General features: G+C 69.5%; 23 protein-coding genes and 1 tRNA gene. 6 read left to right on the top strand and 18 right to left on the bottom strand.

What is annotated here, in order from left to right; all coding sequences use genetic code 11:
* Nucleotide 1 precedes the first annotated feature (1 nt).
* Entirely contained in the window at nt 2–610 is a 609-nt protein-coding gene (locus tag OHA03_RS18475; protein ID WP_267004925.1) for a winged helix-turn-helix domain-containing protein, read from the top strand.
* A 302-nt stretch (nt 611–912) separates the two neighbouring features.
* Nucleotides 913–2,205 carry an MFS transporter gene (locus OHA03_RS18465; RefSeq protein WP_267004923.1) on the top strand — a complete coding sequence of 431 codons (1,293 nt, stop codon included), beginning with the start codon at nt 913–915 and terminating at the stop codon, nt 2,203–2,205.
* A gap of 91 nt (nt 2,206–2,296) precedes the next feature.
* Here the strand turns inward: OHA03_RS18465 and OHA03_RS18460 are convergent, their stop codons facing one another.
* Entirely contained in the window at nt 2,297–3,085 is a 789-nt protein-coding gene (locus OHA03_RS18460; RefSeq protein ID WP_267004922.1) for a S16 family serine protease, read from the bottom strand.
* Nucleotides 3,086–3,186: 101 nt separating this feature from the next.
* Between OHA03_RS18460 and OHA03_RS18455 the strand changes: the two genes are divergently transcribed.
* Nucleotides 3,187–4,320, top strand: a complete 1,134-nt coding sequence (locus tag OHA03_RS18455) for an IS630 family transposase (protein WP_267004921.1) — start codon at nt 3,187–3,189, stop codon at nt 4,318–4,320.
* Nucleotides 4,321–4,469: 149 nt separating this feature from the next.
* Here the strand turns inward: OHA03_RS18455 and OHA03_RS18450 are convergent, their stop codons facing one another.
* The 5 genes from OHA03_RS18450 to OHA03_RS18430 all read right to left on the bottom strand — a co-directional run bounded on the left by OHA03_RS18450 (nt 4,470) and on the right by OHA03_RS18430 (nt 9,631).
* Nucleotides 4,470–5,111, bottom strand: coding sequence for an IclR family transcriptional regulator (locus tag OHA03_RS18450; protein WP_030923018.1), 642 nt, complete (start codon nt 5,109–5,111; stop codon nt 4,470–4,472).
* A gap of 512 nt (nt 5,112–5,623) precedes the next feature.
* Nucleotides 5,624–7,405: a DEAD/DEAH box helicase gene (locus OHA03_RS18445; protein ID WP_037822492.1), complete on the bottom strand. Its 1,782-nt coding sequence runs from the start codon at nt 7,403–7,405 to the stop codon at nt 5,624–5,626.
* Between the two features lie 164 nt (nt 7,406–7,569).
* The gene (locus OHA03_RS18440) at nt 7,570–7,938 is read right to left on the bottom strand and encodes a type II toxin-antitoxin system death-on-curing family toxin (RefSeq protein WP_267004920.1); all 369 of its coding nucleotides are present in this window, start codon (nt 7,936–7,938) and stop codon (nt 7,570–7,572) included.
* Nucleotides 7,938–8,135: an Arc family DNA-binding protein gene (locus OHA03_RS18435; protein WP_114249050.1), complete on the bottom strand. Its 198-nt coding sequence runs from the start codon at nt 8,133–8,135 to the stop codon at nt 7,938–7,940. Before OHA03_RS18435 ends, OHA03_RS18440 begins: the two co-directional genes overlap by 1 nt.
* A 32-nt stretch (nt 8,136–8,167) precedes the next feature.
* The gene (locus OHA03_RS18430; protein ID WP_267004919.1) at nt 8,168–9,631 is read right to left on the bottom strand and encodes an MFS transporter; all 1,464 of its coding nucleotides are present in this window, start codon (nt 9,629–9,631) and stop codon (nt 8,168–8,170) included.
* A 229-nt stretch (nt 9,632–9,860) separates the two neighbouring features.
* Here OHA03_RS18430 and OHA03_RS18425 point away from each other — a divergent pair.
* A tRNA-Cys gene (locus OHA03_RS18425) sits at nt 9,861–9,932 on the top strand.
* Between the two features lie 125 nt (nt 9,933–10,057).
* On the opposite strand, the gene OHA03_RS18420 is transcribed toward OHA03_RS18425, so the two are convergent.
* The gene (locus OHA03_RS18420) at nt 10,058–10,369 is read right to left on the bottom strand and encodes a GntR family transcriptional regulator (RefSeq protein WP_267008091.1); all 312 of its coding nucleotides are present in this window, start codon (nt 10,367–10,369) and stop codon (nt 10,058–10,060) included.
* 174 nt (nt 10,370–10,543) lie between these two features.
* Between OHA03_RS18420 and OHA03_RS18415 the strand changes: the two genes are divergently transcribed.
* Nucleotides 10,544–11,716: an acyltransferase family protein gene (locus tag OHA03_RS18415; RefSeq protein ID WP_267004918.1), complete on the top strand. Its 1,173-nt coding sequence runs from the start codon at nt 10,544–10,546 to the stop codon at nt 11,714–11,716.
* A 157-nt stretch (nt 11,717–11,873) separates the two neighbouring features.
* Here OHA03_RS18415 and OHA03_RS18410 read toward each other — a convergent pair whose 3' ends face one another.
* The 4 genes from OHA03_RS18410 to mycP form a co-directional block, all read right to left on the bottom strand.
* Nucleotides 11,874–12,572: a hypothetical protein gene (locus tag OHA03_RS18410; protein WP_267004917.1), complete on the bottom strand. Its 699-nt coding sequence runs from the start codon at nt 12,570–12,572 to the stop codon at nt 11,874–11,876.
* Nucleotides 12,573–12,646: 74 nt separating this feature from the next.
* Nucleotides 12,647–13,291 carry a hypothetical protein gene (locus tag OHA03_RS18405; RefSeq protein ID WP_267004916.1) on the bottom strand — a complete coding sequence of 215 codons (645 nt, stop codon included), beginning with the start codon at nt 13,289–13,291 and terminating at the stop codon, nt 12,647–12,649.
* 26 nt (nt 13,292–13,317) lie between these two features.
* Complete coding sequence (locus OHA03_RS18400) at nt 13,318–13,617, bottom strand: hypothetical protein (protein ID WP_267004915.1); 300 nt, start codon at nt 13,615–13,617, stop codon at nt 13,318–13,320.
* Nucleotides 13,618–13,817: 200 nt separating this feature from the next.
* On the bottom strand, nt 13,818–15,062 hold the full coding sequence (gene mycP / locus OHA03_RS18395; protein WP_323181222.1) for a type VII secretion-associated serine protease mycosin: 1,245 nt from the start codon (nt 15,060–15,062) through the stop codon (nt 13,818–13,820).
* Between the two features lie 1,064 nt (nt 15,063–16,126).
* Between mycP and OHA03_RS18390 the strand changes: the two genes are divergently transcribed.
* Complete coding sequence (locus OHA03_RS18390) at nt 16,127–16,468, top strand: hypothetical protein (protein ID WP_267004913.1); 342 nt, start codon at nt 16,127–16,129, stop codon at nt 16,466–16,468.
* A 309-nt stretch (nt 16,469–16,777) separates the two neighbouring features.
* Here OHA03_RS18390 and OHA03_RS18385 read toward each other — a convergent pair whose 3' ends face one another.
* The 7 genes from OHA03_RS18385 to OHA03_RS18355 all read right to left on the bottom strand — a co-directional run bounded on the left by OHA03_RS18385 (nt 16,778) and on the right by OHA03_RS18355 (nt 26,012).
* Nucleotides 16,778–17,302 (bottom strand): hypothetical protein, encoded by a 525-nt coding sequence (locus OHA03_RS18385; RefSeq protein ID WP_323181221.1) that lies wholly within the window; start codon nt 17,300–17,302, stop codon nt 16,778–16,780.
* A gap of 101 nt (nt 17,303–17,403) precedes the next feature.
* Nucleotides 17,404–19,740 (bottom strand): xanthine dehydrogenase family protein molybdopterin-binding subunit, encoded by a 2,337-nt coding sequence (locus OHA03_RS18380; protein WP_267004912.1) that lies wholly within the window; start codon nt 19,738–19,740, stop codon nt 17,404–17,406.
* Nucleotides 19,737–21,386: a (2Fe-2S)-binding protein gene (locus OHA03_RS18375; RefSeq protein ID WP_267004911.1), complete on the bottom strand. Its 1,650-nt coding sequence runs from the start codon at nt 21,384–21,386 to the stop codon at nt 19,737–19,739. Before OHA03_RS18375 ends, OHA03_RS18380 begins: the two co-directional genes overlap by 4 nt.
* Nucleotides 21,383–22,279, bottom strand: coding sequence for a xanthine dehydrogenase family protein subunit M (locus tag OHA03_RS18370; protein WP_267004910.1), 897 nt, complete (start codon nt 22,277–22,279; stop codon nt 21,383–21,385). The genes OHA03_RS18375 and OHA03_RS18370 overlap by 4 nt, the downstream gene beginning before the upstream one ends.
* A 295-nt stretch (nt 22,280–22,574) precedes the next feature.
* Complete coding sequence (locus OHA03_RS18365) at nt 22,575–24,209, bottom strand: beta-N-acetylhexosaminidase (RefSeq protein ID WP_267004909.1); 1,635 nt, start codon at nt 24,207–24,209, stop codon at nt 22,575–22,577.
* 4 nt (nt 24,210–24,213) lie between these two features.
* Nucleotides 24,214–25,053, bottom strand: a complete 840-nt coding sequence (locus tag OHA03_RS18360; RefSeq protein ID WP_030922997.1) for a carbohydrate ABC transporter permease — start codon at nt 25,051–25,053, stop codon at nt 24,214–24,216.
* Nucleotides 25,050–26,012, bottom strand: coding sequence for a carbohydrate ABC transporter permease (locus tag OHA03_RS18355; RefSeq protein ID WP_267004908.1), 963 nt, complete (start codon nt 26,010–26,012; stop codon nt 25,050–25,052). Before OHA03_RS18355 ends, OHA03_RS18360 begins: the two co-directional genes overlap by 4 nt.
* Nucleotides 26,013–26,014 lie beyond the last annotated feature (2 nt).

Here is a 26,014-nt window from a genome sequence, read left to right as displayed (position 1 = left end):
CATGGCAGCGAACGAAGCCGACGGCGAGAAGCCGCTCGACCCGAACATCCACCGCGTCGACGCCCGCACCCTGCGCGGCCTCGCCCACCCCCTGCGGCTCCGCCTGCTCAACACCCTCCGGGAGTTCGGCCCCGCCACCGCGTCGGGACTGGCGGACCGGCTCGGCGAGTCCAGCGGCGCCACCAGCTACCACCTGCGCCAACTGGCCACGTACGGCTTCGTCGAGGACGACCCGACGCTCGGCAAGGGCCGCGAGCGGTGGTGGCGGGCCGTGCACATGGGTACGGCGTTCGACCGGACGGCGGAGTTCCTGCGTGACCCGAACCCCGAAGTGCGCGGCGCCATGGGAGTCGTCCTGCACGAGATCGCCGGCTCGCACACGCAGGAGCTGAACACCTGGCTCGGCACCATGCACGAGTGGTCCGAGGAGTGGCAGCACTCGTGGGACGTGAGCGACTTCAAGGTGCGGCTCACGCCGGAGCTCTCGCTGGAGCTCGCCGAGAAGATCCACGACCTGGTCGACAGCTACCGGGGCCGGGTCGCCGAGGACACCGAGGGCTCGGCCGTCGTCCGCACCCATCTGCACGTCTTCCCGCGCCCCACCGACTGACCCCACGGCCCAGCCGCGCCGCCTGACCCCATCGCCCGGCCGCACCGCCTGTCCGCACCGCCTGACCTCACCGCCCGAGAGGACTTCGCCATGCACTCCGACATGCACCTGCCGCTGCACCACCTCCGCTCCGCCGAACTGCAGCAGCGGGCCTCCGAGTTCCGCCTGTGCCGCCCGCCCCGCCAGTCACCGCGGCAGAGCCTCCGCATGCGCCTGGGATGGGCCCTGGTCGAATTGGGTCTGCACGTCCTACCGAACCGCCATGGCCTGCCCGCCCCCAGCACCCCTCGCACGGCTTAGCCATGGACGGGGGGAACCGCAAACCGCTCGCTGCTCTTCTCGCAGCCAACTCGATATCGACTGCGGGCACTTCGCTCACCCTGATCGGGGTCCCGTGGTTCGTCCTGCAGACCACCGGCAGCGCCGGCCGGGCCGGCCTCGTCGCCTTCTGCGCCACGCTGCCGATCGTCGTCTCCGCGGTGATCGGCGGGCCCGTCATCGACCGGGCAGGACGGCGGCGGGTCTCCGTCGCCTCCGACACGGTGTGCGGTCTCGCCATCGCCGCCGTCCCGCTCCTGCACTACGCGGGAGCGCTCGAGTTCTGGATGCTCTGCGCGCTGATGGCGCTCAACGGACTCGTCCACACGCCCGGCAACACCGCGCGCTACGTCCTTCTGCCGGATCTCGCCGAACACGCCGGGACCACGATCACCCGCGCGGCCAGCCTCTTCGACGCCACCTCGCGCGGCGCCAGGATGACCGGGGCGGCGCTGGCCGGGGTGCTCATCGCATTCGTGGGCGCGGAGACCGTACTGCTGCTGGACGCCGCGACGTTCGGCGCGTCCGCACTGCTGATCGCGGCAGGCGTACGAGGGGTACGGTCGGCCGAGCCGCGCAGGTCGGCCGCGCCGGTCTCGCTGCGCACGTACCGCGCCGAACTGCGCGAGGGCTACACCTACTTGTTCGGCAACCGGCTGCTGCTGGCCGTCGTGGTGATGGTGCTTTTCATGAACGGCACCGACCAGGGCTGGAACGCCGTACTGCTGCCGGTGCACGCCGAGCGTGAACTGGGCGGCGCGACCCAACTGGGGCTGCTCACCGCACTGTTCGGGGCGGGCGGCCTGACCGGCGCGCTGGTGTACGGGGCGGTGGGGCACCGGTTCTCACGGCGGGCGGTGTTCACGGTGTGCGTGGTGCTCTGCGGCGGGCCGAGGTTCGTGGTGGCCGCGCTGACGGACACGACGCTGCCGCTCGCCGTGACGATGCTGCTCGGCGGTCTCGCGGGCGGGGTGCTGAACCCGATCCTGACCACGGTGATGTACGAACGCGTACCGCAACGGCTCCGCAGCCGGGTCTCCGGGGCGATCACCGCGGGCTGCGAGCTGGCACTGCCGGTGGGCGGCCTGGTGGCGGGGCTGCTGGTCGAGAGCGTGGGTGTGGACGGGGCGCTGCTGGCGCTGGGCGGGGTGTACCTGCTGGCGACGGTGAGCCCGATGGTCTTCCCCGTGTGGCGCACGATGGACGACAGGCCGTCCGAGGGAGTGCGGGGCGGTGACGCGGCCGCCGCGGTGAAGGCAGACGTCTCACGCGAGTAGGCGGGCGGCCCGCACGCACCGACCGGGTCGGGTCGGGTCAGGTCGGGGCGGCACCGACCGAGTCGCGCCGGGCCGGATCACGGCCCGGCCGTCAGCAGCTCGGGACCTTGTGCCCCTGCTCCAGCGCCTGCAGCGAGGACACCGCGCTCTTCAGCGTCGTGACGGGGATCAGCTTGAGCCCCTTCGGGAGCTCGGCGCCCGCCTCCTTGCACTCGGCCTTCGGGACGAGGAAGACGGTCGCCCCGTCGCGCTTGGCCGCCTGGGTCTTCAGCGAGACCCCGCCGACCGCGCCGACATTGCCGTTCGCCTCGATCGTGCCCGTGCCGGCGACGGTGCGGCCCCCGGTGAGATCGCCGCCGGAGCCGTTGCCGTCGAGCTTGTCGACAATGCCGAGCGCGAAGAACAGGCCGGCGCTGGGCCCGCCCACATTGGCGAGATGCAGGGTGACGTCCACCGAGCCGGGGGGCTTTCCGAGGTACGTCAGGGCCGCGTCGACGGCGGCGTTCTGCGACTTCTCCATGTCCTCGAGGTTGTGCTTCTCGATCTCCTTCTCGGAGCCGCCGGTCGGGTAGACCGAGTCGCGGGGCAGGACCGCACGGTCCGTCCGGAACCAGCTGTCGATCACATCCCCCAGACCGACGTCCGCCTTCGGCCCGGTCGCAATGATCGTCGTCATCCGCAGCTGACCGCTGGTGGACCGGGTCGGCGTGCCCTCGATGCTGATCACGGGCGTGCCGCGCACGTCCCCGAGCACGTTCGCGGTCGTACCGGGCTGCGCCAGCGTGAACGGCAGCGGCGCGAAGGCGGCCACGCCGAACAGCGCGACGACGGGCAGGGCGCAGAGGGCGAGGGTGCGGGGGCGCGAGAGACGAGTGACCACCCGCCCAATCTAGTGCCGGATCAGGCAATGTTTGCCCTGTTGTGATGTGACGCGCCGTCCGGGTGCTGTGCCGGGCGGCGTGTGACGGTCACCCTGTCCGGGTGGCGATACGAGTGCAGGTCCGTGAGATCGATGATGACGAGGGGCAGCGGCTTCTGCGGATCGTCCGCAGGGGCACCGGGTCGGTGGTGACCTGGCGGCGGGCCCAGATGGTGCTGCTGTCCGCGCAGGGCATGCCCGTGGCCAGGATCGCCGAGGTGTCGTTCACCAGCGACGACCGGGTCCGGGACGTGATCCATAACTTCAACACGGACGGCTTCGAGTCGCTGTACCCGAAGTACAAGGGCGGCCGGCCGAAGACGTTCACACTGCCTGAACGCCGCGAGATCAAGAAGATCGCCAAGTCCAGGCCCACCGAGCACGATCTGCCGTTCTCGACCTGGAGTCTGACCAAGCTGGCGGACTTCCTGGTCGCCGAGGGGGTGGTCGACGACATCAGCCACGAGGGCCTGCGCATCCTGCTCCGCGAGGAAGGCGTCTCCTTTCAACGCCTGAAGACCTGGAAGACCTCCCGCGATCCGGACTACGCGGCCAAGAAAGCGCGGGTCGAGCACCTGTACGCGATCGCCGACGGCGAGGTCATACCCGAGGACGGCGAACCCGAAGTCATCTTCTGCATGGACGAGTTCGGGCCGCTCAACCTGATGCCCCACCCGGGCCGGCAGTGGGCCGAGCGCGGCGGCAAGCACAAGAACCCAGATCGCGAACCGCGCCGACGGCGGCGAGCGACCTACAACCGCTACGGCGGGGTGCGACACCTGTTCGCCGCCCTGGATCTGGCCAAGGACAAGCTCTACGGCCACATCAAACCGGTCAAGCGGCGCACCCAGTTCCTGGAGTTTTGCCGCTACCTGCGGACGCTCTACCCGCGAGAGGTCCGGATCGCGATCATCAGTGACAACTTCTCCCCGCACCTGACCACGAAGAAGTGCCAGCGCGTCGGCACCTGGGCTGCGGCAAACAACGTCGAGATGGCCTACACCCCGACCAACAGCTCCTGGCTCAACCGCATCGAGGCCCAGTTCACGGCCCTGCGCTACTTCACCCTCGACGGCACGGACCACGCCGACCACAAGGAACAGGGCAGCATGATCCGCCGCTACATCATTTGGCGAAACCGCCACGCCGACGACCGACGCCTACGCGCCGTCGTCGACAGGGCAAACATTGCCTGATCCGGCACTAGCCGCCGGGGGCGGAGGGCGGGTGCGGCCACCCCCGGCCCGGCCGGCGCCCGAGGACACCCGCCCGGCCGGACCGGCCCGTCAGATGCTTGAAGCCCGTCCGGCGCTTGAGGTGCACAGCCACCGGACGGCGCCAGTCACTACCGCAGCGCGTCCGCGACCTCACGGGCCGCGTCGACGACCCGTGGGCCGACCCTCTCCGGTACCGCGTCCGCGAGCATCACCACACCCACGCTGCCCTCGACCCCCGTCACACCCATCAGCGCGGCCGCAGCGCCACTCGCACCCGCTTCGAGTTCGCCGTGGGTGAGGGTGAAGGCGGGTTCGGCCACCGGCTTCGCCCGGGCGGCAAGGATCGCCCGGCCCGCTGCCCCGCGGTCGAGGGGATGACGGAAGCCGGCCCGGTACGCCACGTGGTAGTCGGTCCAGGTCGGTTCGACGACCGCGACCGCCAGCGCGTCGGTGCCGTCGACCAGGGTCAGGTGGGCGGTGGCTCCGATGTCCTCGGCGAGGGACCGCAGCGCGGGCAGCGCTGCCTCCCGTACGAGCGGATGCACCTGGCGGCCCAGGCGCAGCACGCCCAGGCCGACTCTGGCCCGGCCGCCCAAGTCGCGGCGTACCAGGGCATGTTGTTCCAGTGTGGCGAGCAGACGGTAGACGACGGTGCGGTTCACGCCGAGTTTGTTGGACAACTCGGTGACAGTCAGACCGTGGTCGGTGTCGGCAAGCAGCTTGAGGACGCGTAGTCCCCGGTCGAGCGTCTGGGAGGTCTCCGCGGTCACGACGCCCTCTCCTCTTTGGTGAGTGGCGGCACTCTCACGGAGGTTGCGTCGCCGGTCCCAGCGGCGATGCACGGAGAGGCCGCCGGCGGCCAAGGCACCGTCTGCGCTCCGCGGCGGCATTGCCACGGGGCGTTCACTTTTTTTGGGACAGTAGCGAGCCAGTCCGCTCAGCGGAAGACCTCGTCCAGAATCCGGGCGTCCGCGGAAATGCGGTTGTGCCTCGGAAGCATAAGTGCCGGTCAGCGCGGCGCCGACGGGATTTCGAGCATCTACGCGCGTCCAGGTCGGCCGACGTCTTCGCGACGCTCCGTGTGCGGAAGTGAACCATCGTTAACTCACCGTGAACGAATGTGGCGCAATTTTTCTGTCCGTCAGGGCCTCGCCGGCCCGGATCACCGCCTCGCCGGGCCCCGGACGGCAGAACCGGGGTCGGTCCGGGGCCCGCAGCCCCGCCCCGACCGACACCCGACACCCGTCACCGCGCGGCCTCACGACCGGGCGGCCTCACGGCCTCACGTCATGCGCGTGGCCCACTCCTGCACCTTCTTGATCCGCTGCTGGATCTGCCCGGCCGTCGCCTCCGCACTCGGCGGCCCGCCGCAGACCCGCCGCAGCTCTGTGTGGATCACACCGTGCGGCTTGCCGCTCTGGTGCGTGTACGCCGACACCATCGTGTTGAGCTGCTTGCGCAGCCCCAGCAGCTGCTTGTGGGTGACCACCGGCCGGGCCTCGGCCGGCTTCTCCAGCAGGTCGGCCTCCCCGGCCGGCTTCTGCCTGCTGTGCGCGATCTGCCGGGTCTGCCGCTTCTGGAGCAGCAGCTGCACCTGGTCGGGTTCGAGCAGCCCGGGGATGCCCAGGTAGTCCTGCTCCTCCTCGCTGCCCGGGTGCGCCTGCATGCCGAACTCGGCACCGTCGTACAGCACCCGGTCGAAGACCGCGTCGGACTCCAGCGCCTCGAACGGCAGCTGCTCCTCGGTCTCCTCGTCCTCCAGCCGCTCCGCGTCGGCGAGGAGCTTGTCCTCCTCCGAGAACGGGTTCTCCTCGTCGCTGCCCTTCTTGGGCTTGTCGAGGACGTGGTCCCGCTCGACCTCCATCTCGTTGGCGAAGTCGAGGAGCATCGGGATGGTCGGCACGAAGACGGAAGCGGTCTCGCCGCGCCGACGCGACCGTACGAAACGCCCGACGGCCTGGGCGAAGAAGAGCGGGGTCGAGATGGTGGTGGCGTACACACCGACCGCGAGGCGCGGCACGTCGACGCCCTCCGACACCATCCGGACCGCGACCATCCATCGCGAGTCGTCCTCGCTGAACTTGTCGATCTTCTTCGACGCGGCCTTCTCGTCGGAGAGGACCACGGTCACCTTCTCACCGGTGACCTTCTTGAGGATCTTGGCGTATTCGCGTGCCGACTCCTGGTCGGTCGCGATGACGAGACCGCCCGCGTCCGGAATGCCCTTGCGCACTTCGGTCAGCCGCTTGTCGGCGGCCGAGAGGACGTTCGGGATCCAGTCACCGGTGGGCGACAGCGCGGTCCGCCAGGCCTGCCCGATCGCGTCCTTGGTCATGGGCTCGCCGAGGCGGGCGGCGATCTCGTCACCGGCCTTGGTGCGCCAGCGCATGTTGCCGCTGTAGCTGAGGAAGATCACAGGGCGGACGACGCCGTCGGCGAGAGCGTTCCCGTACCCGTACGTGTAGTCGGCCGAGGACCGCCGGATCCCGTCGTTCCCCTCCTCGTACGCGACGAACGGGATCGGGTTCGTGTCGGACCGGAACGGCGTACCGGTGAGCGCGAGCCGCCGGGTCGCCGGGTCGAACGCCTCCTGGCAGGCCTCACCCCACGACTTCGAGTCACCGGCGTGGTGGATCTCGTCGAGGATCACGAGGGTCTTGCGCTGCTCGCACCGGTTGCGGTGCAGCATCGGACGGACGCCGACACCCGCGTACGTGACCGCGACCCCGTGGTACTCCTTGCTCACGGGTCCCGCGCTGTACTCGGGGTCGAGCTTGATCCCTATCCGGGCGGCCGCCTCCGCCCACTGCTTCTTCAGATGCTCGGTCGGCGCGACGACGGTGATCTGCTGCACGACATGGTGGTGCAACAGCCATGACGCGAGGGTCAGCGCGAAGGTGGTCTTCCCTGCGCCGGGCGTGGCAACCGCGAGGAAGTCACGCGGCTGCTCCTGGATGTACTTCTCCATGGCGCCCTGCTGCCAGGCTCGCAGCTTGCCGGCCGTGCCCCAGGGGGCGCGGCCGGGAAAGGCGGGTGAGAGGTGGTGGGAGGCGGTAGTAGTCACGGTCTCCGGTTCGGGGCTCTCGGGTACGTGGGGCGCTGTCCGCACGGGCCGGGAAGGGCTCGCACGCGATACGACAACCGGGCCACCCTACCGGGGGCCCGGCCGGAACCCCGTACGAACCAGCCGTGGTTCGGGACCGCTGAGACTCTCTTCACAGGGAATGCCTACCTGGCGAACCCGGGCAGCTGCTCCGCGATCTTGGGCATGTCCAGCGCCCCCTGACACACGTCCAGCACGAACCGCTCGGCTTCGTCCACGTCGAAACCCGCGTCCAGCGGATGGCCGTTCATGTGCAGGAAAACCCAGGTCGCATACCAGGCGATGCGCTTGTTGCCGTCCACGAGCCCATGGTTGCGGGCCAGGGACTCCATCAGTGCCGCGGCCTTCTGCCACACATCCGGATATGCGTCCTGGCCGAACACGCTCGCCCGAGGACGAGCCAGGGCGGATTCGAGCAGCCCGTAGTCGCGCACCTCGGCGACACCGAGCCGCTCCGCGAGGTTCAGCAGCTCGGGCAGCGTGAGGTACTGCATCAGGCCAGCCTCCGGTTGAGCTCCTCACTGACCTTCAGCACATGATCCGCTGCCTCGTTGAAGAGGCGCGAGTGTTCGTTTATGGCGGTGATCACCGCGTCGTGGGCAAACGACTGCATGCTTCGCCCCTCCGACTCGGCACGCGCACGCAATGCGTCCAGCTCTTCCTCGGTGAACCGCAGATTCAGACCAGCCATGAATGAATGGTACCGCGTGGTACCGGACGGTACTAAGGCTCTACCCGCACCCGCCGCGCCACCCACGCCCCCACCAGCGCCACCCCCGCCATCGGCAGGAACACCACCGCGAACGCCCCCGGATGCGCCCCGGACGCCCCCGCCTCCACGGCGTCGTGCGCCGCCCCCACCGCACCGCCGCCGAGCGCGGCAAACGCCGCGCCGCCCGCGGCCAGCAGCAGCACGTTCGACAGCCCGTCCGAGATCTGCAGCGCGGCGGAGTTGGCCCCCGCCTCCTCCGGCGCCGACAGCTTCAGCAGCAGCACGCTCGTCGAAGCGATCACCATGCCCATGCCGAAGCACCCGACGGCCCAGGCGACGGCCACCGTCCACACCGGCACCGACGTGATCAGCACCGACGGTGCGCCCGCGATCGCCGCCACGACCAGCACCATGCCGCCCACCATCAGCCGCTCCCGGTACGGCTCCAGGCGCGGCCGGGCCTGCACGTACGAGCCGAGCGCCCAGGTCCCGCCCCCGGCGGCGAGCGACAGCCCGGCCATCGTCGGGGACAGTCCGCGCTGCGTCACCAGCATCAGCGGCACGAAGGACTCGGCGGCGATGAACGACCCGGCGGCGATCCCGCGCAGCAGCACCACCGACGGCAGTCCGCGCGCCGCCCGCCCGGTGCCCGTGGGCAGCAGCCCCCGTACAGCGGGAACGAGCAGAGCGACGCCCGCGGCGGCCGGAACCAGCGCAAACCAGTTCCGCTCCTGCCCCGCGTACTGCAGCAGACCGGCCCCCACCGAAATACCGAGCGCCAGACCGATGCGCCGGCGGTCGTACGGTTCGACGGGCGCCGACGGATCGGCAGGCCCGGACGCCATGCGCCGGATCGCGGGCAGCGCGAGGGCCAGCGGGAAGACCACCAGCACCGGAATCCCGACGAAGACCCAGCGCCAGCCCAGATGCTCGGTCACGCTGCCGGAGGCGAGCGGCCCGACGACGGACGGGACGACCCAGCTCGCGGCGAAAGCGGCCATGATCGCCGGCCGGATCCGCTCCGGATAGGCCCGGCTGACCACCACGTACAACGCCACGATCACCAGCCCGCCACCGAGCCCCTGCACAGCCCGCCCGGCGATGAACATCCACATGCTGCCCGCCGTCCCCGACAGCAGCAGCCCGGCCCCGAAAGCACTGATCCCGGTGGCCAGCGGCGCCAGCGGCCCGCGCCGGTCCGCCCACTGCCCGGAGAGCACCATGGCGAAGAGACTGGTCGTGAAGTACGCGGAGAACGCGAACGCGTACAACGGAATGCCCTGCAGCTCACGGGCGGCGACCGGCATCGCGGTCCCGACGGCGGTCGCCTCGAAGGCGATCAGGAACACGACGGAGACGATGCCGATGCTGAGCGCCCGATAGGTCCGGCCCAGCAGCCCTTCGGATTCGGCGACGACGGGAGCGTCCACAACATGGGGCGAGACATCGGCGTCACGCGGTTCAAGGGCGGTCATGAGCCCAAGAGTAAGGGGCAAGATCCGCTTTGACCCCTGGCGCGAGTCGGTCGCGCACTGGTCCCTTGGTCGTAGGACCGGGGCGCGGAACAGGGCGCGGAACAGGACACCGACCATGAACGGCGTATGGCAGTCGCATTGCACCCCACCCCGCACCCTTGAGCACCCGCCCCCACCGCCCCTACGGTCGACACATCAGCAGGACACGCAGAAAACGCAAGAAGCGCACGACCGTGTGCCCGAGTGGTTCAGGGGCTCGACTGCAACTCGAGTTACACCGGTTCGAATCCGGTCACGGTCTCCGGTCCGGGAGTCACGCGGATCTGCTGAAGGTGGGGAAGCGGCCCGTTCGGGGCCACTTCCCCACCTTCATTTCCCGCCCAGGGTCCGCCCCACGGCCAGGTCGGCCCGAAGCCACGACCGGAGCTACGACGGCCCATCGGCAACGAACGAGCCGAGCCCGACCTCGGTACGGATGAGTCCTTCAGCCTTCAGGTGGGTCAACGCCTTCTGAGCCGTCGAGGCCGCAATCCCGAACTCCGTCGACAGCTCCACCACGCTGGGGACCTTTCCGCCCACCGGGTAAGCCCCGTTCGCGATGCGAGCAGTGATCACCGCCGCTGCGGCGATGCCCAGGCCGGTCCAGACGCCCAGGTTCCGAGCCCGCGGCCCGCCCCGGCCCGTCACCGCTTCCACCCCCAGGGCCGACACGGCCCCCTGGTACTCCGGCGCAGGCATCGTCACGCTCTCGGCACCCCTTGCCCCTGATGTACATGCGGGGTTCACCGTATGAACCTGAAGCGGCAACCGGCTCCTTCGCGACGGTCGGGCACAGTGTGCCCACCCACCCGATTCGATCACCAGTGCGGCAGCCCATGTCACGGCCGGCCCGCTGTCAGGAGCCTCGCCGCGATGGACAAGCCACCCCCGAGATCCGCCACCGTCACCGGCAATCCCCAAGGGACTGCGCGGGCCGAACGGGCCAGGGATCCATGGTGGGACAACACTCGGTTCGTCTCCGCCACACTGATCGTGGTTCTGCACACCGTGGGCAGCATCATGGAACGGGAGGACGTGCTGCACTCCTTCCACATCGCAAGCTGGGCCTTCCGAGTGCCGGCCTTCGTCATGTTGGCGGGTGTGTTCAGCAGCCCGGGTCCGCTCGGCCCCCGCCCCCTGCGCTCCCTGCTGCAGAGCATCGTGCTGCCCGCCCTGGTGTTCAGTCTGCTCTTCTCGCTGGAGAGCCGTTGGCTGGGCGCCGAGTTCACCCTGCATGTCGTCCAACTGCCGTGGACCTTGTGGTTCCTGATGTCCCTCTTCTTCTGGCGGCTGCTGCTGCCCCTGGTGGTGCAGCTGCGTCACCCGCTGGTGGTCACCACCGGCGTCGCCCTCGCGGTGGGGTACATCGACGAGTTCGGGATGGCCTTCTCCGCCAGCCGGACCCTTGTCTATATGCCGTTGTTCTACCTCGGCTGGCGGATCGGCCAGGGCTATCTGCACACCTGGTTCACCAGCCGCTGGAGCCTACCGGTGGCGGTCGCCGGCATTCTGGCCTCCTGTGTCGCCGGTTGGCTGTGGCACCGGGACATCAAGGGCAACTGGCTGTCGATGCGCCACCCCTACTCCGTCGCCGATCCGATGAGCCTGGAATGGGCCTGGGTCATCCGGCTGCTGGTGCTGGCCTCGGCCGCGGCCCTGGTGCTCTGCCTGCTGAGGCTGATGCCCCGACGACGGCTGCCGCTGATCTCCGCTTTGGGGGCGGGCGGCTTCACCATCTATCTGCTGCACCCGTTGGTCATCATGCCGTTCCGGGAACACGGCTGGATCGCCCGGGTGAATACCCCCATCGAGATCGCCGGTCTGGTGCTTTGCGCGGTCCTGCTGACGATGACGCTCGGCTCTCCGCCGGTCCGCCGACTGGTTCAGCCACTGACCCGACCGTCCATCGGCTGGATGTTCGCCCCTGCCCCGCCACGTCCGCAACCGGTGTTCACGGAGACGTTCACTGCGCCCGCCCCGTCCACGGTGACGGCGACAGTTCCGGCGCCCCGCAGTGCCGCCGAGCAGCCGACCACGACGACTTGATCGTGCGACGCGCACACTGGGCCATGTGCCCGAGTGGTTGAGAGACTCGCCTGCAAAGCGAGTTACGCGGGTTCGATTCCGGTCGCGGCCTCCAGCGGGAGCACAAGGGACGGTCGCCCCCATGATGCAAGGGCGACCGTCCCTTGTGCTCCCTGCGTTACGCGGGGTCCAGTGACGGCTGCGCCTCGAGTCCGCCGTCCCCCTCGCAGCCCAGCTGCTTCGCCATGGCCAGCGACACGGAGTGCGCCACGGTCGCGTAGGCCCTCTTCAGTGCCTCGACGTCACCCTCGGGCTCCTTCGGCATCCCCATCCGCTCGACGTTCATCTCGACGTACGCAGGGTTCTGCACGGACCCGGGCAGCTTCTGGCTCCGGCAGATGAACCGGACATAGGCCTCGTCGTGGGCGGCAGCCGCCCACTCCCCGATCTCCAGCCGAGTAAACCCCGAGGGTGGCCTGGTGTCCGCCCCCGTGGCCTCGTTGGACAATCTCCAGGTAACGCGGAGTTCGTGGTCAGGCGTCCCGACCGGGGTATAGATGCGGCAGACGTCGCCCTTGTTGCCGACGGGCTCGGGGATACGGCCAGAGACAATGCCGACCACCTCCTCTGCGGCGTGGGCCACCGTGGACTTCTCGGCGGACGCCTCGAACCGCGACGAGCCGGTGATGGCCTTCAGCGCCTTCCCCGCCCCGGCGGACACGGCGGCACCTCCGCAGAGCCGCTCGGGGGCCACGGACTGCTCACGGGCCGCCTTGGCGGGGTCGTCCCCGTCCCCTCCGCAGCCGACGGCACCGGCCAGCAGGGCGGCTGCGACAACCGCGCGGGAGAGCCATCTGCGGGTACACCTACCACTCATGAACATCAACTCGCCCCTCAGGCCGCGCGCTGTTCTCGCACTGCAGCTGCGGCCGTTCTGCCAGCGGGCCGCTGCTACTTGAGGCCGGGTACGGTCACTGGCGGCTTGATGAATGTGACCTCATTCCGGCACTGCAGAGCCTCCAGGACCCGGTGGGCCGAATTCTGGAGGATCTTCGCACGCGTGCGCGCATTTAGCGATATGTGATCTGTTACGGCGAACTTCAGAGGGGGCTGCTCTTCACCCACACGAAAGAGATCAGGCCGTTCGCAGGCCACGTACAACGCCGATATCAACGGATATTCTTCCTCCAACTCGAAGACCACGGAATCGGTTGCCATGCCCGGATCGGCGAGCTCCCTCTTGTCAGAGAATTCTCCTTGTCCCCACTCGGCAGTGATCTCCAGGCTGTCCTTGCCCTTGTCGCCTCCGGAGAAACTGCATACCGAAACTACGCGACCACGCCAATTCGCCCCATCGAGTACTCGTCCAGCTTTCGGGGGATCATCCGAATACGATTCCCCAGCGCGCGGTTTCCTTACCATTTCGGTTCCGAGTTCGGACTTGACTACAGAAACCGACTCTTCATCAAATATCCCGCCGCATACCTTACTTACCGAGACGGAAGCGCCAGACACATCGGTTTTCTTCGCGTCTTCCTTACCATCACATGCTCCCGCCCCGAAGCCCATCGTGGCGCCGGCCAGCATCGCCGCCACCAAACGCCTCTTCCGATGATTATTCATCAATTCTGCGCATTCCAACGCTTCACGAAAACCTCGAATGCCGACCGCGACGCGAATCCTTTGAGACTGGGGCCTACTTGCTCGGTCTCCGTCATCGTCTTGTTGTCGGCGTCCCGGGAGTCTCCCCGGACAATGTCGGCCTTGCCGGCCCGCCGTCGCAGCTCGGCGCCGGTGATCTTCACCTTCTCCTTGGCCCCGGACGGGCCATCTCCGGCTTGGAAGCTGTTGAGCTGCATCGTCGCTGTCTGCTTTGCCGCCGCTTCGGCGCGCAGCTCAGCCCATTCCTCGTCGAACGACACCCTGTCCCCGTTTCAGATCCTGCTCACACGCACAGGTGGACTCGTTGCCAACGCGAAGTCACTGCACGGCCAGCGACGCGAATCCCCTGAGCGGATCAACGCTATCTGGAGCATGTATGCGCGGACCAGCATGTTCGAGTCATTCCCGCAGAACTCTCACACCCACGCATCTCCTTGTCCGCAAGGTCCCATTCGCGAATTCAAGCGTAAGGACCTTGCGTCGGAGGACCTCCACGCGGCGAGTTGGAACCGGGGGGTGCGGACGGAGGGGAGCCGTAGGCCGGCTGCGTGGGCTGAGAGGGAAATTGCTGGTACGGATGCGGGTACGCGGGCGGGGCGGTCGCGACAGTGGCCTTGCGGCGGCGCGAGCGAATGGCCAGGGCAGTGACGGCTGCGCCGATGAGAGCGGCGACACCGATACCGAGGCCGATCCAGAGACCAATGTTGCTGTCGGTGTCGGATGCAGGGGCTGCGGTGGCCGGCGTGTCGTCGCTCTCTGAACTTCCGGTCGCCTTGGAGGGCTTGGCGGAGGGCTGAGCACTCTCGGCTGCAGCGAGATCGGGGAGTGGGTACTCGTCGGCTGGACCGGGGTCGCCGGGGGTCTTCAGGGCGATGCGGGGGCGGACGATGCCGTAGCCGATGTAGTCGGTACGCTCGGCGCCGCTGGTCGGGCCGCCAGCCGTGTTGAGCATGACGCGGAGGACCTGGTTGTTGGTCCAGTCGCGGTGCTTGGACCAGATGAGCGCGGCGGAGGCGGAGGCGATGGCGGTCGCGTCACTGGTGCCGTGCCCCCGGCACACGCCGGTCTCCCCTGCGCATGCATAGACCACGTCTTCACCGGGTGCTGAGAGGTCCACCTGCCCCCCGTACTGGGACTCATCCGTCTTGCGGAGATCTTCGCCGATGGCACCCACCCCGACGACGCCTGGGGTTCCAGCCGGATACTCAACCATGTTCGCTTTGTCACCGCTGTTTCCAACAGCAGCGAAGATCAGCGAACCCTTTTCGAGCGCGTATTTTACGGCAGACGTCAATTGCTGCGACCCGGTCTCATGCCCCAGGGAAATGTTAACAATCTTCGCCCCGTGGTCAACCGCATACCGAATTGCGGCGGGGGCTTCTCTATTGAACTGCCGGTCAGCTGATGCCTGGTTCGCGGTCTTAGTGGAGTCGAAGATCCTAATAGGAAGAATTTTCGCTCCGGGGGCGAGTCCGAATGCTCCGTCGCCACCACGGCTTTTTCCCGTACCGGCGATGATGCCAGCCATTCCGGTGCCGTGACCGTTGTAGTCCTTGAATTCATCCCCTGAAACATTGTGTTCCAGGTTCAATCCCTTGAGAACCTGTCCTGCAAGGTCCGGATTCGTCTCGTCCACTCCGGAGTCGATAACAGCAACGGTGACGCCGTCACCGGTACTCGTCTCCCACATCTCCTCGGCCTTCATGGCATCGAGGTGCCACTGCTTGGATCGGACGGAGTCCGCATGTGCTGGTGTGACAGCGACGGCCACCAGTAGCAGCCCCAACACAGTCGACACCGTGGTTCGCTGTCGGGTCAGTCCTCTACTGCCGGTGTGCATTTGCATTCCTTCGCCAGTACTGTGCTGATCAGTCGATGACTGGAGGGACAACGCGTCGAACGCGTTGCTGCCAGGTTTCCTCGTCCTCTGTGAGATAGTCCGGCCGTTCACCGCCCGCGTCTCGGCGCGAATCGCCCGTCCGGGAACCATGTGGAGACAACGGCACACCTCGTCCTACAGAACCGGTGCCACGCACACCTTCGGTCGACGTCGCCGCCCTTACCAAACCGGAGCCCCCGGGCGTGAATGGGCGCGTGCCGGTACGGCCTGGCTGCTGAGAACGACCGCCGACAACGCCGCCTGTTTCGCCTGCCAGACGGCGGCCGCCGCTCACCCCGCTTTGGCCAGGACCGGTGCCGGTACCCATACCTCCCGTGCCCGTGGCACGGCCCATCGGCGCACGCCCCTGCGCCCCCTCGCCGCCGATCACTGTCCCACGAGGAATTCCACCCGCCGGACGCCCTGAAGTCTGGGGAACAGCACGTCCCCCGGTGATTCCGCCGCCTCCAGAGGGTCGACCGATAGGACCAGAACCGAGTGGACCTGCCCCGGTGCCCGGCATCGACGGACGCGAGATCCCTGTCGGCCTGCCCCCGCCACTTGGACCGGATGGCATCACAGGTCCGCCGCCGATGGCGGGAGGTACGGGAAATCCCGTGGAAGGAAGGACGCTTTCAGGCCTGCCTCCTCCCGGAAGACCTGACGGCGTCACAGACGGAACTGACGTAGCGTCCGGCAGGGTGGCGACTCCGTCGATCTCCATGCCGACCGGCCGTGACACGGGGGTGTTGCTCAACGACTGGGACGCCACCGTGTTCCCTGAGGGTGTAGCCACGCCGCCCGATGATTCGCGGCTCTGTCCCTCTGCCGCCAATCCATAATCCCTGCCTGTGGTACTGGAACTCTGCCCGGCTTCGTGAAGCCCTACGTTGCCTTCTCCGCCACGACGGTCCTCGTCGGGCGGCACAAACGCCTGCGGCGGCGGCGGAAACGCAGGCTTCTCCAGTCCGTCCATCTGTGAAGCCGACAACGAGTACGTCTGCGCCAGCTTCCGCATCTGCGCAGCCGCCTCCTGGCGGTTCGCCTCCTGGGTTGCGATCAGCGTCTCCGCCGACTTCTGCGCAACCGCCGACGCATCCGGGTCATTGCGCGCCGCCAACGCCGCGTCCAAGTTGGCCTGTGCACCCGCCTGGGTGCGCGGAATCGCCGCCTGGGCCGACGCGATCGCGTTCGAAGCCTGCGTCAGCCACTTCGACGCACCCTCGCTGTAATCCCCCAGGCGCAACGTGGAGTTGGCCAGGTCCGCGCTCCACGTGCGGAATGCGTCGGCGCCCTCGCCCTTCCATTCGACCCACTGCGGGCGCACCTTCAGGTCTTCCGCGATCTTGCGGATCTCCGTGGCCGCGCTCACCAGTCGGTCGGCCGCACCCTGTATCGCCCCGCTGTTGGCCTGGTCCAGCCATGCCAGCATCTCCTCGTGGGACATGCTCTCGAACGGCGTGCCCGAGCCGCTTTCCCCGTGGTCCATCTCGTGCCCCCGTCTATGCCCGTGCCAAGCCGCTGATCGTCGTCTGCATCGGTCAGATGGTCCCGGTGGACTCGCCGGGCGTCGGCTTCGCCGCCGCCCGCTGGTCGGCATGCTGCTTGGCCGGCACCGTCGGGTCGTACGAACCCCCGTAGTGCGCCTGCGCGTTGTCGTTGATCGCGAGCATGCGGCGCCGGATGTCCACGTCGAGGTTCTCGTAGCCCTTGTGGGACGCGAGCACCGCGATGCCCATGCCCTCTATCGAGTCCGACAGCAGCTTCGACAGCGATTCGAGCTGGGTGATGACCGTCTGGTACGAGAGGAACAGGTCGGCCGCCTCGGCCCAGCCGTTGTGGCCGCCGCCGAACTGGGTGCGGACCATGGGCTCTTCGCCCACCTTCTTCGGTCCGGCCGGCGATGCCTTCAGGTCACGCAGGAGTTCGTCGATCCGGTCGCGGAACTTCGTGAACGACGAAAGCTCGGTGACCAGTTCACCGACCGCGTTCTGCGCGAAACCGACGACGGACCCGAATGGCCCGCCCGGTGTTTCCGCCGATCCTCCGGCGTCACTCGGCAGCACAGCACCCTCCCCCGTATGCAGCTGTCTTCAGCTTTGGGGATCACTGTAGTCAGCAGCGAGGACAGCGCGCATCTCCGTGTTGCATGTGCAACGCAATTCGGTCAGGAGTTGGCCGCCGCCACAGCCGCCTGCGGTCGGATCGGGAGACGGTTTATCGGGCGGCCCGTCGCCGCGCGGACTGCCGCGGCCACCGCTGCCGGGGACGTCACCACCGGGACGGCCGAGACGGGCTTGGCGCCGAAGGGGGCCACCACGTCGCGCTCCTCGACGAGTTTGACGATGCGAATGTCCGGCGCGTCAAGCGATGTCGGCAGTGCGTAACCCGTTAGGTCGGGGTGGCGGATCAGACCGCGGGCCGTGCGGAGGTTTTCGGTCAGTGCCGTGCCGATGCCCTGGGTGATGCCGGCTTCGATACGGGTCGCCAGCTGGGACGGGTTGAGGACCCGGCCGACGTCCTGGGCGACGGCCATCTCCACCACGCGGATCGAGCCGAGTTCGATGTCGACGTCCACTACCGCGCGGACCGCGCAGAAGGCGAGGCCGACGAACGCGTCGCCCTGGCCGGACTCGTCGAGCGGCTCGGTGGGGTGGGGGCGGCACTGGGCGGTGGCCCAGAGCTCTTTGCCGTCCATCGCTTCTGTGACCGTCGTGGACAGCACTCCGTCGTACGAGGTGATCTTGCCGTTGGCGATCTGGAGCAGCTCCGTGGACATGCCGAACTTGTGGGCCAGCGGCTGGAGGAGCTGTGTACGGACCATCTTGGCGGCCCGTTCGACGGCACCGGCGGAGACCCAGGTGTGGCGGCCGTGCGTGGCGGGGCCGGCCGGGGGCTGGTCGGTGTCGACCGAGGCCACGTGGACCTCCTCGATGCCCAGGGTCTCCTGGACCACCTGGCGGGCCAGAGTCGAGAAACCCTGGCCGGTTTCGACCGCCGCGCAGATGACCGTGGCGACGCCGTCGTGGACCTTGACCGTGGCCGTGGAGACCTCGTCCGCTCCCTCGGCGCCGAGCATGTGGACCATGCCCAGTGCATAGCCGACGCCGCGGCGCACCGCGCCCGGCTCGCCCGCGCCCTCCGGGCCGCCCGGCAGCAGCCAGTCGTCCTCGGGAGAGTCCTTCGGGAGTGTGGGGAGCGGGAAGTCCCTTACCGCTCGCAGAAGTTCGGCGACCGGAGCGGGGCACGTCACGGTCTGACCGGTGGGCAGGATGTCGCCGGTCGAGAGGGAGTTGCGCAGGCGGAGTTCGGCCGGTTCGATGCCCAGCTTCGCCGCCAGTTTGTCCATCTGGCCCTCGTACGCGGCGCAGACCTGCATCGCGCCCTCGCCGCGCACATGGCCGGACGGCGGGTTGTTCGTACGGACCGCCCAGCCCTCGATGAAGGCGTGCGGAACGACGTACGGACCGCAGGCGAAGGCCACCGCGGCGGCCAGGGACTCGGACGAGGCGTCGGCGTACGCGCCCGCGTCGAGGAGGATCTGCGCCTCCACCTTCACCAGCCGGCCCTCCGCGTCCGCGTGGTGGCGGTAGCGGAGCAGCGTCGGGTGGCGGTGGGCGTGGCCGAGGAACGACTCCTCGCGGGTGGCGGCCAGTTTGACCGGGCAGCCGGTGCGCAGGGCGAGCAGGCCGAGCGGCAGCTGGAAGCCCGGGTCCTCACGGTCGCCGGTCGCGCCGGGGACACCGGTGACGACGATCTTCACCCGGTCCGGTTCCAGGCCGAAGCAGGCGGCGGCGAGGTCGCGGTCGGTGTGCGGGTCGGTGGAGGCGGTGTAGATCTCCACGCCGCCGTCCGGGCGGGGCACGGCGAGTCCGGCCTCGGCACCGATCGGGGCCGGGTCCTGGCGGCCGATGCGGTACAGGCCCTCGACGATGACCTCGCCCGCGACGTCCGGGTCGCCGTAGCGCAGCGGGATGTGACGGATCAGGTTGCCGTCGGGGTGCAGGGGCTCGGCCTCGAAGGCCTTCTCCGGGTCGGTGACCGGTTCCAGGATCTCGTACTCGACGACGACCGCCGCCGCGGCGAGGCGGGCCGTGTCGGGGTGGTCGGCGGCGACCGCGGCGATCGGCTCGCCGTGGTGGCGGACCAGTTCGGACGCGAAGACCGGGCGGTCGACCACACGGCGGCCGTACGCGCCGTCGCCGGGGACGTCCTCGTGCGTGACGACCGCACGCACGCCCGGCATCCCGGCGGCGGCGGTGGTGTCGATGGACAGGATTCGGGCGTGCGGGTGCGGGGAACGCAGCACCGCCGCCCACAACAGTCCCTCGGCCCAGAGGTCGGCCGCGTACGGGAAGGTGCCCTCGGACTTGGCACGGGCGTCGGCCGGCGGCAGCGAGGCGCCGAGACCGAACACGGGCGGCTCGGTGTCGGGGCTGTCGACCGGCGGGGTGGTGAGCGTCGTGCGGGTCGCGTTGGCCGCGGTGGCTGCGTCGTTGCTCACGCCATGCCTCCGTCCTGCAGATGTGGCTGGACACTACCGGCACCCGGGGCTGCCTGGTGCGGGATGCGCGCCTCGTCGGCGTGCGCTTCCGCGGATGCGGACGTGGGGCCGGGCACGGCGGCGGCTTCGGCACTGGCCTCGCGGCCCGCGATGACCTCGCTCACGGCGTCGAGCACGCCGCGGTAGCCGGAGCAGCGGCAGAGGTTGCCGCAGAGCGCCTGGCGGGTCTCCAGCTCGCTGGGGGCGTGGTTGCCCTCCAGCAGGTCGTGGACGGTCATGGCCATGCCGGGGATGCAGAAGCCGCACTGGACGGCGCCGCAGTTGGCCAGGGCCCGCTGGACGTCGGACGGCTCGCCGTCGACGGCCAGGCCCTCGACCGTACGGACCTCGCTGCCCGCAGCCGTGGCCGCGGGGACCAGGCAGGAGGCGACGAGCCGGCCGTCGACCTGGACGTTGCAGGCACCGCACTCGCCCTGCGAGCAGCCGTCCTTGGCACCGGCGAGGCCGAGCCGCTCGCGCAGCACGTACAGCAGCGACTCGCCGATCCAGGCGTCGGTGACCGGGCGGTCGGCGCCGTTCACATGCAGGACGTAGGAGGCGGCGGGGTGCTCGCTCGATGTGTCGAGGAGTGCCGGGTCGAGGGGCGGTGCGTCGGCCGGGGCCTCCTCCGCAGCGAGCGCGGCGGCGGGGATGTCGGCGGCGGGGATGTCGGCGTCGGTCCCGACGCCGGGGACCAGGTCCGGGGAGAGGTCGGGGACCAGGTCCGGGGTCGGGCCCGGAACGAGGTCTGCCGTCGGGTCGGCGGCAGGCTCCGTCGGCAGCTCGGCGTCCGCGTCGCGCTGCACGTGGACGCGCGTGGACTCCGGGACAGGTGCCTGCGTGACGTCCACGCCGTGCGCCGGCGTCCCCACAGCCGTTTCGGGGGCCTCGGGGGCCGGCTCGGGCTGCGTCGCCCACGGCGCGGGCGCGCCGCCCGGCAGCGTGGCCGGCGGCGTCCGGTCCCTGTACCACTGGGAGGCCAGCGCCGAGGTCGTGAACTCGCCGGACTCGTCCGGGAGGTCGCCCTCGGCCACCGGGATCGTCCACTGGCCGGTGTGGCCGAGGGGCTCCGGGGCCGTCGCCTCGGCGAAGTCCCACTGGCCCGTCGCGGCCGGCGGCTCACCGTGCTGCTCGTGCTGGGAGTGCTGCTCGTGCTGGGAGTGCTGCTCGTGCGGGGGATACTGCTCCCCCGCGGTGTGCCGCTCGTGCTGCGGGTACTGCTCGCCCGCGGAGTGCTGCTGGTGCTGGGGGTACTGCTCGCCCGGGGCCTGCTGCTCGTGCTGCGGGTAGCCGTGCTGCTGGTTCGGATCCGGCCAGTGCACCGTGCCCTGCGCGGGCTGCTCCGCGCCGCCCTCCGGCAGGCCCTGCGTCTGGACCACCCAGCTGCCCGTCGCCGCCGGGTCGAGCCCGGCCGCAGGGGTCAGCGGCAGGATCATCGGCGGTACGTAGCCATGGCCGGGGGCAGCCAGCGGTGCGTTCGCCAGGTCCTCCGGCGGCAGGTGGACGAAGGCGGTCGCCTCGGAGTCGTACTCGCCGCCCTGCGGGGTCGGCTGCCAGCCCCCGTGCTGCTCGTTGTGGTCCTCGTGGTTGGCGTTGCTGTTGCTCACGACAGTGCCCTCCCCAGCGCGCGTCGGGCGAGCGCGGCGACCGTGCGCCGCAGATGCATTACGGCGGGGGGCAGCGGTGGCGCCTCGCCCCCGTCGGCGGGCGGTGCCTGGTCCGGGATGCACGCCGCTGCGACGTACTCGCCGAACGCGGCCAGCGCGTCGGGTGCCAGGCCCCGTTCGCCGTCCCAGTCGATCAGCGAGGCGATCCACCGCTCGGCCTCCAGCGGGCGCAGCGGCATCGGCGCTATGGCGCCGACCGCGCAGCGCACCCCGCGCCGGGCCGGGTCGAGGACGATCGCGACGGAAGCGGTGGCGCGGCCGGGGCCGGTGCGGCCGGTCGCTTTCAGGAAGACCTGCGGGGCGTGCAGCAGCGGTACGCGGACGAAGCCGATCAGCTCCGCGGGTTCGAGCATCTCGCGGCCGGCCAGCAGGTGCGAGACGGGGATCTCGCGGCGGGCGCCGCCGGGGCCCGCGATGACGAGCTCGGCCTCCAGGGCGGCGAGCACCGGCAGGGCGTCGCCGGTCGGGGCGGCGGTGGCGATGTTGCCGCCGAGCGTCCCGGCGTTACGGATCTGGGGCGGGCCGGCGGCGCGCGCGGACGCGGCCAGGGCGGGGATCAGGGCGGCGAAGTCGGGCCGCCCCATGCGGGCGTGGGTGAGTCCGGTGCCGAGCAGGGCGTGACCGTCCTGGTAGTGCCAGCCGCGGAGCTCGCTGATCCGGCCGAGGCCGACCAGTCCGGAGGGACGCAGGAGCCCCTTGTTGACGGCCGACATCAAGTCCGTGCCACCGGCCACAGGAACGGCGGCAGGCATGGCGCCGAGCGCCGCCACGGCCTCGTCGAGCGAGGCGGGCAGCGTCACGGACTGCGCCGCCTGCGGTGCGTGCGTGGTCAACCCAGCTGCCCCTTCCCGGTGTCCCGGCGTCCGGCTTGTTTCGCCGTACGGTACGTGCTCGAAGCCCGGACGTGGCAACTCTGGCACATCTTCCGATCGGACCGACGCGAGGGTCCGCGAAGGGTGCATCTGTCCCCGACCTGGAAGATAGTCCTATTTCGCACCTCTTCGGCGCAGAGTGTGAATTGGCACTCTTCAGCCATGGTTGTACGACTTGTTCCGTTCGTGCGGTGAACGCTTACCGGCCACCACGTTCCCAGGAACCGTGGTGGCCGGACCCGCACTGCGGCCGGGCTCACACGTTCGGGGGCGCCCCCTCGATCGGGCGTCCGAGAACGCCGGGGCGTCGCTGCCACGGCAACGGGCCGCCCGGCGGCCGGTACTCGACGCCGAGCGCAGTAAGTCGGGCGTAGTGCGCCGTCATTCGCCGTTCGAAATCGGCGAAGTCCCGGTCGGCGGGGGCGGGCAGTGCCGACCAGGCGACCTCCGCGAAGGCCACGAGCCGCGGAAAGACCTGGTAGTCGACTCGGGACCGGTTCTGCATGACCTCGGTCCACACGTTGGCCTGGGTGCCGAGGATGTGACCGGCCGCCTCCTCGGTCAGGCCCGGCGGTACGGGGTCGAAGCGGAAGACGTCCTCGAGGGTGCGGACGTACCCGATGGGCATCGGTTCGTCGGGGCCGCCGCCCTGACGGTGGTCCAGATACACCTGCTGCTCCGGGCACATCACGACGTCGTGCCCCGCCTCGGCTGCGGCGATGCCGCCCGCGTACCCGCGCCACGACGACACGGCCGCGCCGTCCGGGAGGCCGCCTTCGAGGATCTCGTCCCAGCCGATGAGGCGGCGGCCGCGCGCGGTGAGCCAGCGGTCGAAGTGCCGGATGAACCAGGACTGCAGCTCGTCCTCGTCGGCCAGGCCGAGCTCCTTGATGCGGGCCTGGGCGGTCGGGGACTCCTTCCACTGGTCCTTGAGGCACTCGTCCCCGCCGACGTGGATGAACGGCGAGGTGGCGGCCGGGAAGAGGTCGAGGAGCTCCTCGAACACGCCCTCGAAGAAGCGCAGGGTGCTGTCGGTGGGCGCGAGTACGTTCGGACTGACGCCCCAGGTGTCCCACACGGAGAGGGTGGTGGTGTCGATGACGTCGGTGTTGCCCAGTTCCGGGTATGCGCTGATGGCGGCCTGCGAGTGGCCCGGGATGTCGATCTCGGGGACGACGCGGATATGCCGCTCGGCGGCGTACGCGACGATCTCGCGGATGTCGTCCTGGGTGTAGTGGCCGCCGTACGGGGTCTCGTCCCACAGCTCCGAGGCCCGGTGCCCGTGCTTGGTGCGGGAGCGCCAGGAGCCGACCTCGGTGAGCTTCGGGTAGCGCTTGATCTCCACGCGCCAGCCCTGGTCGTCGGTGAGGTGGAAGTGGAAGACGTTCAGCTTGTGGGCGGCGAGGAGGTCGAGGTAGCGCAGGACATCGTCCTTGGGCAGGAAGTGCCGCGAGACGTCGAGCATCAGGCCGCGCCAGGAGAAGCGGGGCCGGTCCTCGATGTCCGTGAACGGAATGCGCGCGGGAACGCCGGTCGAGACGGGTGCCCGGCGGAAGGCTTCCGGTCCCAGGAGCTGCCGGAGGGTCTGGGCGCCCCAGAAGACCCCGGCGGGGCTGCCGCCGGTGATCACGACGCTCCGGCCGGTCCCGGTGGACAGCCGATAGCCCTCGGGCTCCAGGGCCGGGTCGATCCGCAGCAGGATGGTGTTGTCCTTGCCCTCGGCTCCCGGTGGGAGCGACAGACCGAAGGCGGCCCCGATCGTGGAGCGCAGCCAGCGTTCGGTGGACTCGGTGCCGTCCTGCGCGGTGATGCTCGTGGCCCGGTCCATCAGGAAGCCGCACCGTCCCTGGTCGCCGACGCTCACCGGTGCCGGGATGAGTTCCATGTCCATGTCGTCAGTCCTTAACCGCTCCGCCCAGCCCCGAGACCAGGCGTCGCTGTACGAGTACGAAGAAGACCAGCACGGGGACGGTCATCACCGTCGAGGCTGCCATGATCCCTCCCCAGTCGTTCTCGTCCGGTTTGAAGAAGACCAGCAGCGCCATCGGAAGCGTCGACTGCGAGGTATCGCTGATGAGGAAGGACTTGGCGAACAGGAAGTCGTTCCAGGTCGAGATGAACGAGAAGACGCTGGTCGCCACGAGCCCCGGGAGGACCAGCGGGAAGAGGATCTGCCACAGGAAGCGGGTGCGGCTCGCGCCGTCGATGTAGGCGGCCTCCTCCAGGGCGTCCGGGACGGCCTTGACGAAGCCGCGCAGCATCCAGATCGCGAACGGCAGCGAGAAGGCGAGGTGCGGCAGGATCAGCGAACCGAGCGTGTTGAGCTGGCCGAAGTCCCGCATCAGGAAGAACAGCGGGATGGTCAGCGCCTCCACCGGCACCATCTGCGCGATCAGGAACATGATCAGCAGGGTGGTGCGGAACCGGAAGCGGAAGCGGGTCACCGCCGTCGCCGCCAGAAAGGCGACCAGCGCGGACGCGACGACGACCGTGCCGGCGACGATCAGGCTGTTGAGGAAGTAGCGGCCGAAATCGTGCTGTTCGAGGACCCGGCGGAAGGAGTCCAGGGACGGCGACAGCGTCCACGGCCGGGGGTCGGTGGACTGGATCTCTCCCGCCGGCTTGAGTGCGGAGAGCACCATCCAGTACAGCGGGAAGGCGACCGCGGCGGCGATCAGCAGCGCGGCGGCCTCCGCGGCCAGCCTGCCCGGACGACGGATGCGCAGCACGCTCACAGTTCCTCCCCCTGGCGCCGTACCAGGCGCAGATAGACCAGCGTGACGGCCAGCAGGATCACCAGCATCACGACCCCGATCGCCGAGCCCAGGCTGTACTGCGAGGACGCGAACGCCTTCTGGTACGCGTACACGTTGAGCACCAGGTTCTGGCCCGCGATGCCGCCGCCGCCCGTCATCACATAGATCTGCGTGAAGACCTTGAAGTCCCAGATGATCGACTGGATGGTGACGACGACGAGGATCGGCCGCAGCATCGGCGCCATGACCGACCGCCAGATCCGCCACTGCGAGGCACCGTCCAGCGCGGCCGCCTCCAGCACCTCGGCGGGGATCGCCCGGATGCCCGCGTACACCGTCACCATCACGAACGGGAACGAGCACCAGAGCACTTCGAGGAGCACCAGGGCGAAGGCGCTGCAGCGCCCGTACGTCCAGGAGAAGTCGCCCAGCCCCAGCACCCTGTTGACCGGTCCGAAGTCCGGGTCGAAAAGGAACATCCAGACGGTGGAGCCGGTGATCGCGGGCGTCGCCCAGGCGCCGAGCGCCGCCAGCATCAGCGCGAGCCGGGGCAGGGCCCGTACGCGCGTCAGCAGGACGGCGAGCGCGCAGCCGACCAGCAGGGTGGCGAGCACACAGGCCGCGGCGAAGACCACGGTCGCGAGGAGCACCTGCCAGAACTGGCTGTCGCCGAAGAGCGTTGCGTAGTTCCCGAACCCCTGGAAGGTGGTCGGTTCACCGCCGCTGACCTGGGCCTGGGTGTACTCCAGGAACGAGATCAGACCGAGCTGGTAGATCGGGTAGAGGAGGAGCCCGCCGAGCAGGACGAGCGCGGGCAGCAGGTAGAGCCAGGGGGTCCAGCCGGGGCGGCGTGCCGGTCCCCGGGAGAGGCGGCGCCGGGGTGTGCTGCCCGTCCCGGCCGCCGCAGGAGCCTTGTACGCCGTGCTGTTCGCCGTCATCG

Origin of the sequence: Streptomyces sp. NBC_00154, assembly GCF_026342835.1 — a bacterium.
Lineage (GTDB): Bacteria > Actinomycetota > Actinomycetes > Streptomycetales > Streptomycetaceae > Streptomyces.
This window is presented reverse-complemented; position numbering and strand designations above follow the sequence as displayed.

Coding starts and splice junctions, on each gene's coding strand:
- OHA03_RS18475 (WP_267004925.1), top strand. CDS start 2: ATGGCAGCGAACGAAGCCGACGGCGAGAAGCCGCTCGACCCGAACATC.
- OHA03_RS18465 (WP_267004923.1), top strand. CDS start 913: ATGGACGGGGGGAACCGCAAACCGCTCGCTGCTCTTCTCGCAGCCAAC.
- OHA03_RS18440 (WP_267004920.1), bottom strand. CDS start 7,938: ATGCAGTACCTCACGCTGCCCGAGCTGCTGAACCTCGCGGAGCGGCTC.
- OHA03_RS18435 (WP_114249050.1), bottom strand. CDS start 8,135: ATGGCTGGTCTGAATCTGCGGTTCACCGAGGAAGAGCTGGACGCATTG.
- OHA03_RS18430 (WP_267004919.1), bottom strand. CDS start 9,631: ATGACCGCCCTTGAACCGCGTGACGCCGATGTCTCGCCCCATGTTGTG.
- OHA03_RS18420 (WP_267008091.1), bottom strand. CDS start 10,369: ATGCCTGCGCCGGAGTACCAGGGGGCCGTGTCGGCCCTGGGGGTGGAA.
- OHA03_RS18415 (WP_267004918.1), top strand. CDS start 10,544: ATGGACAAGCCACCCCCGAGATCCGCCACCGTCACCGGCAATCCCCAA.
- OHA03_RS18410 (WP_267004917.1), bottom strand. CDS start 12,572: ATGAGTGGTAGGTGTACCCGCAGATGGCTCTCCCGCGCGGTTGTCGCA.
- mycP (WP_323181222.1), bottom strand. CDS start 15,062: ATGAAGGCCGAGGAGATGTGGGAGACGAGTACCGGTGACGGCGTCACC.
- OHA03_RS18365 (WP_267004909.1), bottom strand. CDS start 24,209: ATGGACATGGAACTCATCCCGGCACCGGTGAGCGTCGGCGACCAGGGA.
- OHA03_RS18355 (WP_267004908.1), bottom strand. CDS start 26,012: ATGACGGCGAACAGCACGGCGTACAAGGCTCCTGCGGCGGCCGGGACG.